The organism is Actinacidiphila paucisporea (assembly GCF_900142575.1).
Lineage (GTDB): Bacteria > Actinomycetota > Actinomycetes > Streptomycetales > Streptomycetaceae > Actinacidiphila > Actinacidiphila paucisporea.
The window spans coordinates 1-7,674 of the sequence record NZ_FRBI01000063.1 but is presented as its reverse complement, the minus strand read 5'-3'; the positions used below and the strand labels follow the sequence as shown (position 1 = coordinate 7,674).

Sequence of the window (7,674 nt, the reverse complement as noted above, 5' to 3'; positions counted from 1 at the left end):
CTCATCACGGTGGTGTAGGAGGAGCCGAAGTTGCCGGGGAAGTTCCCGATGGGCATGCTGGCGCGGTAGATGCTGCCGTTGTCGCCGGCGAAGAACAGGTACATGTTCTGGCCGTCACCGATCAGGGTCTGGTCGATGGGGCCGGTGCCGGAGTTGGGGATGCTGCCGGTGAACAGTGCCTGTGGTGCGGACCAGCCGTTGGGGTTGGTGGGGTCGCTGGAGGTGCGGTAGATGAAGGGCCAGGCGCCCCACTGGTAGGCCAGGATCCAGATGTTCTTGGGTGCGAAGTAGAACAGGGTGGGGGCTACTGCCGACTGGCTCATGCCGGTCTGGCCGGCTGAGGCCATGTCGGACCAGTTCGTGAACGGGGTGAACGCCATCGAACCGTACGAGGAGCCGGATACGTTCGAGGCGTAGACCAGGTGCTTGCCGTTGTAGACCACGTTGGTGAAGTCCTTCAGCGACACCCACCCGTTGGCCGGCTGCGCCAACGCACCTGTCGAGGACCAGTGGTACGTCGACGGAAGCGAGCACGTGCCGCCCGAAGGCGGCGGCGACGAAGGCGGCGGTGTCGTGCCCGAGGACAGGCCGCTCCACTTCTGGTTGCTGCCGCCGTTGCACGTCCAGATCTCCACCGCCGTGCCGTTGGCCGTGCCGCCGCCCGTCACGTCCAGGCACAGCCCGGACTCCTGGCCGACGATCGTGCCGTCGGAGTTCAGCCGCCACTGCTGGTTCGCACCGCCGGTGCAGGACCAGATCTGTACCCGGGTGCCGGCCGTGGTGGCGTGGCCCGGAACGTCCAGGCACTTGCCGCCGTACACGGTCAGCTGGTTGGTGGACGTCAGAGTCCACTGCTGGTTGGTTCCGCCCGAGCAGTCGTAGATCTGCAGGTACGTGCCGTCGCTCTGGGTGGCGTTCGGCACGTCGAGACACCGGCCGGAACCAGTGCCGCGCAAGGCGCCGCTGGTGGCTGCCTGAGCGGGGTTGGCCACGAGCATCGCGGCAACCACGACCACGGCCGCGACCGCGGCGGCGAGCGCCGTGAACAGCTGTCTGGGGGAGAGACTTCCTGGGTGCATGGGGGGCCTCCTCATCCTTGAGTAAGGGGTTCCGGTCGGCACCTCACGGGGCCGTCCGGACTGTCGATGTGGTGCGATGTCGCAGCCGTCCGCGGAGACCGGGCGGATGCCGGGGCCGGACGGGCGTCGCGGACTCGGGATCAGCTCGGCAAGGAACAGCTGCGAAGAGCGGCACGCCGGCGCTTTGCGCGTGGGCGGGACAGCGCCCTCATGTGGGGAGGGGATGCCCGGTCACGCCGTCAGGCACGTCAGCGGAGGGTCTTCGCGCGCGGAGCGGGAAGGCCGTTGCCCGGGACCTGTTAGCGTTAACATTCACCGGCGAGGTGCTGCTCGGGACGGGGAGGGCGGGTCAGGCGGCCGGCGCTGCGGACGGCGGACGCGTCCCATGCTTGGCGCGGCGCGGTGGATCGGGCGCGCCGCAACTTCCTGGAGCCATGTCGACCTCATCTCTTGGCGGTCCGGCCGGGGGTGCGGAACAGCGCACGCCTGTCCGGACGCGGTGGGGGGACCACGAGGGTCTTGCAGACCACGGCGTGACGTGTTGCGTTGTCACGACGTGGCGAGCATGCGAAACGGTCGCAAGTGTGGACCCGTCGAGGTCGAAGGTCAACGCCTCCGGCGCGATAATTCCGGTTGCCCTGCTCAGGCGGACGGTGGTTGCGCCAGGCAGGCGGGGCGGCCGGCTTCTACCTGCGAGCCGTCACATACCGTCGTTTAGCGGCTTGTCGAGCACGCCCGAGGGCCCGCGGCTTCGTGACATCCAGGCGGGGGAGTGCTCCGTCGACGGAGGGAGAGCGGGCGCTGGGATGCGAAACATTCGCCAGGGGAAGCGGAATTCCCGGATCAGGCACCCCGACGTTCCAGCGGCCTCCTCGGCCGTCGCCCGGGTCGGACGCCTCAGTGGTCGGCCTGCGTGCCCCGGCTCTGGACAGCGCGGTGAGTGAACGCTATAAAACCTCCTATCCGTCGACCAGTTGTCGCGGCACACCTCAGGTGGGGCTCGTGCTTACCGCGACAGCCCCTTGGCTCGAAGCGTGAGAGGATCACGGTGTTAGCGCTCACTGCATACGATCTCTCCGCCCGCCGAGCGAGGGGCAGCAGGAGGTTGTCGGAGCCGGGCGCAGAGGGGTTGGCACCGACACGGCGACGGGCTATGTTAGCGCTCACCCTTTCGGTGAACAGTCGGCAAAGGCGCGCAAGGGACCGGATCCCCGGAGCCGGTGCCACTTCGGCACGTCGGAGAAGCCCCAGGGCTCCCCAGGCAGCACACCCCCGTTGCCTGGTGAGCGCACACATCCCGTGCCGGGCGTCGCGACCTTGAACCGACAACGACCGGCACCTCCGCTTCCACTGCTGGACCACCGGCCCTGCCGGTACCCGGACCTCCCCGGCGAAGCCTTCTTTCGTCCGCGCCACCGACGTCACCCTCCCCTGGAACTCCGGCCTCCTCACCCGAACCCATACCGCCTGCCGACCACCCCCCATGCCGCCGGCGCGCGGCAGTTGACCGCGGCTGTCCGTGAGCGAAGCGCGCCGGACCACGACCGGTCAGGCCGCCTCATCCGGACCACTCCCTGCTCGCGCTCGGCGGTTTCGCCGCGCACAGCGCCGGGTGTGAGCCGGGGCCCGCACCAGTTCGCCTGCCGAATTTCCTCGAAGGAGAAGACATGATCGACAGACGCAGCTTCCTCACCGCGAGCGCGGCCGCCTCGGCCGCCGGCATGCTCGCGGCGTGTGCGAAGAAGAACCCCGCCAAGTCGGCCGGCTCCCAGACCGGGAGCAAGCAGATCACCCTGGGCTTCTCCCAGGTGGGGTCGGAGAGCGGCTGGCGCGCGGCCAACACCCAGTCGGTCAAGCAGGCCGCGGCGGCGGCCGGAATCGCTCTCAAGTTCTCCGACGCCCAGCAGAAGCAGGAGAACCAGATCTCGGCGATCCGCAGCTACATCGCCCAGAAGGTGGACGTCATCTCGTTCTCCCCGGTGGTCGTCACCGGCTGGGACACCGTGCTGAAGGAGGCGAAGGCCGCCAACATCCCGGTGATCCTCACCGACCGCTCGGTCGAGACCTCCGACCCGTCGCTCTACGTCACCCTGGTGGGCTCGGACTTCGAGATCGAGGGTGAGCGCGCGGCGCACCTGCTGGAGAAGGTCCTCGCCGGCCACAAGGGGCCGGTGAAGATCGCGCAACTCGAAGGCACCACGGGCGCGGCCCCCGCGATCGAGCGGGCCAAGGGCTTCGCCACGATCATGCACGCGAGCCATCCGGAGTGGAAGATCATCGCCAGCCAGACCGGGGACTTCACCAGGGCGGGCGGCAAGCAGGTGATGGCCGCCTTCCTGCAGGCGCATGCGGACATCGATGTGCTGTTCTCCCACAACGACGACATGGCCATCGGCGCCATCCAGTCGATCCAGGCGGCGGGTAAGACCCCGGGGACGGACATCAAGATCGTGTCCGTCGACGGCGTGCACGACGGGTTCGTGGCGATGTCCAAGGGACAGATCAACGCGATAGTCGAGTGCAACCCGCTGCTCGGCCCGCAGTTGATGGACGCCGTGAAGGTGGTGCACGCGGGCAAGGGCTCGACGCTTCCTCGCTGGATCAAGACCAAGGAGAGCGACTACACGGCAGATCAGGCCGCGGCGGCGCTGCCGAGCCGCAAGTACTGACAGCCGCTCCACGAGGGTCCCCCGGGTCGGGGGACTCCCGTCCACGTCGCGACGATCCCACCTAGGAGCGCTGCCATGGCAGAGCCTCGGCCCGTTCTGGAAATGACGGGAATAGTGAAAGAGTTCGCCGGCATACGGGCTCTGTCGGACGTCGACTTCCGACTTTTCCCTGGCGAGATCCACGCTCTTCTCGGCGAGAACGGAGCGGGCAAGTCCACCCTCATCAAGGTCCTGACGGGAGTTCACCCGCTCGACGGCGGAACCGTCGTACTGGATGGGCGTCCGGTCCGCATCACCAGCCCGCTGCAGGCACAGCAGGCCGGTATCCGCACGGTCTACCAGGAGGTCAACCTCTGCCAGAACCTCTCCGTGGCGGAGAACATCCTGATCGGTCGCGAGCCGGTCAGGGCCGGCCGGATCCGGTGGAAGGAGCTGCGCAGGCAGGCCGCGCAGCTGGTGACCCGGTTCGGTCTCGACCTCGACGTCTCCGCGCCGGTGGGCTCGTACCCGCTGGCCGTGCAGCAACTCGTGGCCATCATCCGGGCGGTCGGTTCCGGGGTCGCGGGCGACGGCGGCGCGGGTTCCGGCACGCGTGTGCTGATCCTGGACGAGCCGACCTCCAGCCTCGACCGCGACGAGGTCGAGGAGCTGTTCGCCCTGATGCGGCGGCTGCGGGAGGAGGGCGTCGCGATCGTGTTCGTCTCGCACTTCCTCGACCAGATCTACGAGGTCTGCGACCGGATGACCGTGTTGCGCAACGGTGCGCTGGTCGGCGAGCACCTGGTCGCCGACCTCGGCCGGGTGAACCTGGTCAAGCTGATGATCGGCAAGGACCTGGACGAGCTGGAGGAACTGAGCGAGCACCACGGGCAGTCACAGGCGGGCGAGACCGTCGTGAAGGCGGAAGGTCTCTCCAGGGCCGGCGCCATCGCCCCGTTCGACCTGGAGGTACGCACCGGGGAGGTTCTCGGGCTCGCCGGCCTCCTCGGCTCGGGACGTACCGAACTGGCCCGCCTGCTCTTCGGCGCCGACACCTCCGACAGTGGCCGGGTGTACTTCGAGGGGCAGCAGGCCGCCCTGCGGGAGCCGAACGACGCGATCGGCAGGGGAGTGGCGTTCCTCTCGGAGAACCGCAGGACCGAGGGCCTCGTTCCCGACCTGACGGTGCGGGAGAACATCATCCTCGCCCTGCAGGCCGCGCGCGGCTGGACCCGCCCGGTGCCCGCGTCGCAGCGTGACGAGCTGGTCGCCAAGTACATCGCGGCGCTGGACATCCGTCCGGCCGACCCAGAGGCGAAGACCGGTTCGCTGAGCGGCGGCAACCAGCAGAAGGTCCTGCTCGCCCGGTGGCTGCTCACCCGCCCGAAGCTGCTCATCCTCGACGAGCCGACCCGGGGCATCGACGTGGGGGCCAAGGCGGAGATCCAGAAGCTGGTGGTGTCGCTGTCCGAGGAAGGTGTGGCCGTGGTCTACATATCCGCCGAGCTGGAGGAGGTACTCCGGCTCAGCCACACCATGGGCGTCCTCCGCGACCGCCGGCTCGTGGCGCGGATGGCCAACGGCCCCGACGTCACTGCCGGGCGGGTCCTGGAGATCATCGCGAGTGGAGAGCATCAATGAGCCTCACATCCCTGTGGCGCGCGGCGACACAGCACCGGCTGTTCTGGCCGGTGACTGCCCTGGTCGCGCTGCTGGTGATCAACGTCCCCTTCACCCCGGGGTTCTTCGAGATCCATCTCAAGAACGGCCACCTGTACGGGAGCCTGGTCTCCATCGTGCTGTTCGGGTCCCCGCTCATCCTCGTGGCGATCGGTATGACCCTGGTGATCGCCACCGGAGGCATCGACCTGTCCGTCGGGGCGGTGGTGGCGATATCCGGCGCATTGGCCTGCCTTGTCGTCAGCAAGCAGGGCAACGAGGACGCAGTGGGCGGGGTGCTGCTGGCCTTCGCGCTGGCGCTCGCCGCGGCACTGGTGTGCGGGGTGTGGAACGGCCTGCTGGTCGCCAGGCTCGGCATCCAGCCGATCATCGCCACCCTGATCCTGATGGTCGCGGGCCGGGGAATCGCCCAGCTCATCACGAGCGGCCAGATCATCACGGTGAACAGTGGCGCCTACTCGCTGATCGGCGGAGGCTACTGGCTGGCGCTGCCGTTCTCCCTCTTCGTGGTGGCCCTGGTGGTCGTGCTGAGCATGGCGCTCACCCGTCGCACCGCCCTGGGACTGCTGGTCGAGGCTGTCGGCGGCAACGCGGAGGCCAGCCGGCTGGTGGGCATCAGGTCACGGCGCATCAAGATCATGGCGTACGTGTTCTGCGGGCTCTGCGCCGGTATCGCCGGCCTGATGATCAGTTCCAACGTGTCCGCGGCGGACGGCAACAACGCCGGGCTGTGGATCGAGCTGGACGCGATCCTGGCCGTCGTGATCGGCGGCACCTCGCTCACCGGCGGCAGATTCCACCTCGGTGGCACGATCATCGGGGCACTCATCATCCAGACCCTGACCACCACGATCTACACCATCGGCGTGCCGACCCAGACGAACCTGGTGTTCAAGGCAGTCGTCGTCATCGTCGTCTGCCTGATGCAGTCCCCCGCCTTCCGGGCCAAGGTGTTCGGCGCTCGCGCCCAGCGGCGCGGCCCCGCCCGGAAAACCCCGGGCGTGCCCGCCGACGCGCCGCAGCAGATGGAGGTGTCGCCGTGAGCGTGCTCGACGGTATCCGAACAGGTGGCGGCAGAGTCCGACTGCTCCAGGACCGGCGGCTGCCCGTCCTGGTGACGGCCGGCCTGTTCCTGGTCATGTTCGGCTTCGGCGCCTTCCGGTACCAGTCCTACGGATTCCTCGACGGCCAGGTCTTCATGAACCTGTTCATCGACAACGGCTACCTGCTCGCAGCCGCTGTCGGCGCCACCTTCGTGATCCTCACGGGGGGAATCGACCTCTCCGTCGGGTCGGTCATCGGCTTCACGACGATGCTGACCGCCTGGCTGGTGGAGAAGCAGGGCCTGCCCTTCCTCCTCGTGGCGCCCATCGCCTTGGGGGTCGGGGCGTTCGGCGGTTACCTGATGGGCTACGTGATCCACCACTTCGAGATCGAGCCCTTCATCGTGACGCTGGCGGGGCTGTTCTTCTTCCGGGGGCTGTGCCTGGTCATCAGCAAGGAGTCGATATCCATCACCGACCCGACGGTGAACAGGCTCGCCCAGACGCATGTCCCCCTGCCCGGCGGATCGTTCCTCTCGATCGCCGCCGTCGTCTCGCTGGCCGTCCTCGCCCTCGCGTACTACGTGTTGCACTACACGCGGTTCGGCAGGCGGGTCTACGCCATCGGCGGGAACGAGCAGTCGGCGCTGCTGATGGGCCTGCCGGTCGCCGGTACGAAGATCGCCGTCTACACCGTCAGCGGTTTCTGCTCCGCGCTGTCCGGGCTGCTGTTCACCCTGTACATCCAGTCGGGCGACCCCTTGCACGCAGTCGGCCTGGAACTCGACGCGATCGCCGCGGTCGTGGTCGGCGGGACGCTTCTCACCGGCGGGTCCGGGTACGTGATCGGAACCCTGTTCGGCGTTCTGGTGCTGGGCCTGATCAAGACTCTCATCCAGTTCGAGGGCACCCTCAGCTCCTGGTGGACGAAGATCGCCACAGGCGTGCTGCTCTTCGCCTTCATCCTGATCCAGCGCACCATGACGGCACGACGCAGGACCTGAGCTCGCCGTGACGGTGGGCGTCGACCGGCGGCAGTTCGCCTGCCGCCGTCCTTCGCCCCGTCACCGATCAACCCGCCACTGATCGTCCCGTCGTCGACTGCCTGTCGCTGACCTCTGCCTTCGATCGAGGAGCCACCGCATGAATGCCGCACCCACCGCCGAGGTCTGGTTCCTCACCGGGAGCCAGGGCCTTTACGGTCCTGAGACGCTGGCGCAGGTT

Annotated in this window: 6 protein-coding genes; 5 read left to right on the top strand and 1 reads right to left on the bottom strand. The window is 68.1% G+C overall.

Going from position 1 to position 7,674, the window contains the following annotated elements; translation table 11 throughout:
- The coding region (locus BUE44_RS35425; RefSeq protein WP_073503121.1) for a non-reducing end alpha-L-arabinofuranosidase family hydrolase at window positions 1-1,079 on the bottom strand (1,079 nt) is incomplete at its 3' end.
- A gap of 1,667 nt (window positions 1,080-2,746) precedes the next feature.
- On the opposite strand from BUE44_RS35425, the gene BUE44_RS35420 reads away from it, so the two are divergent.
- The 5 genes from BUE44_RS35420 to BUE44_RS40020 form a co-directional block, all read left to right on the top strand.
- The gene (locus BUE44_RS35420; RefSeq protein ID WP_073503120.1) at window positions 2,747-3,748 is read left to right on the top strand and encodes an ABC transporter substrate-binding protein; all 1,002 of its coding nucleotides are present in this window, start codon (window positions 2,747-2,749) and stop codon (window positions 3,746-3,748) included.
- Between the two features lie 75 nt (window positions 3,749-3,823).
- Window positions 3,824-5,368, top strand: coding sequence for a sugar ABC transporter ATP-binding protein (locus BUE44_RS35415; RefSeq protein WP_073503119.1), 1,545 nt, complete (start codon window positions 3,824-3,826; stop codon window positions 5,366-5,368).
- Window positions 5,365-6,450: an ABC transporter permease gene (locus tag BUE44_RS35410; protein WP_073503118.1), complete on the top strand. Its 1,086-nt coding sequence runs from the start codon at window positions 5,365-5,367 to the stop codon at window positions 6,448-6,450. Before BUE44_RS35415 ends, BUE44_RS35410 begins: the two co-directional genes overlap by 4 nt.
- The gene (gene yjfF, locus BUE44_RS35405) at window positions 6,447-7,454 is read left to right on the top strand and encodes a galactofuranose ABC transporter, permease protein YjfF (RefSeq protein WP_073503117.1); all 1,008 of its coding nucleotides are present in this window, start codon (window positions 6,447-6,449) and stop codon (window positions 7,452-7,454) included. Before BUE44_RS35410 ends, yjfF begins: the two co-directional genes overlap by 4 nt.
- 139 nt (window positions 7,455-7,593) lie before the next feature.
- On the top strand, window positions 7,594-7,674 hold an 81-nt coding region (locus tag BUE44_RS40020; RefSeq protein WP_456049223.1), incomplete at its 3' end, for a hypothetical protein.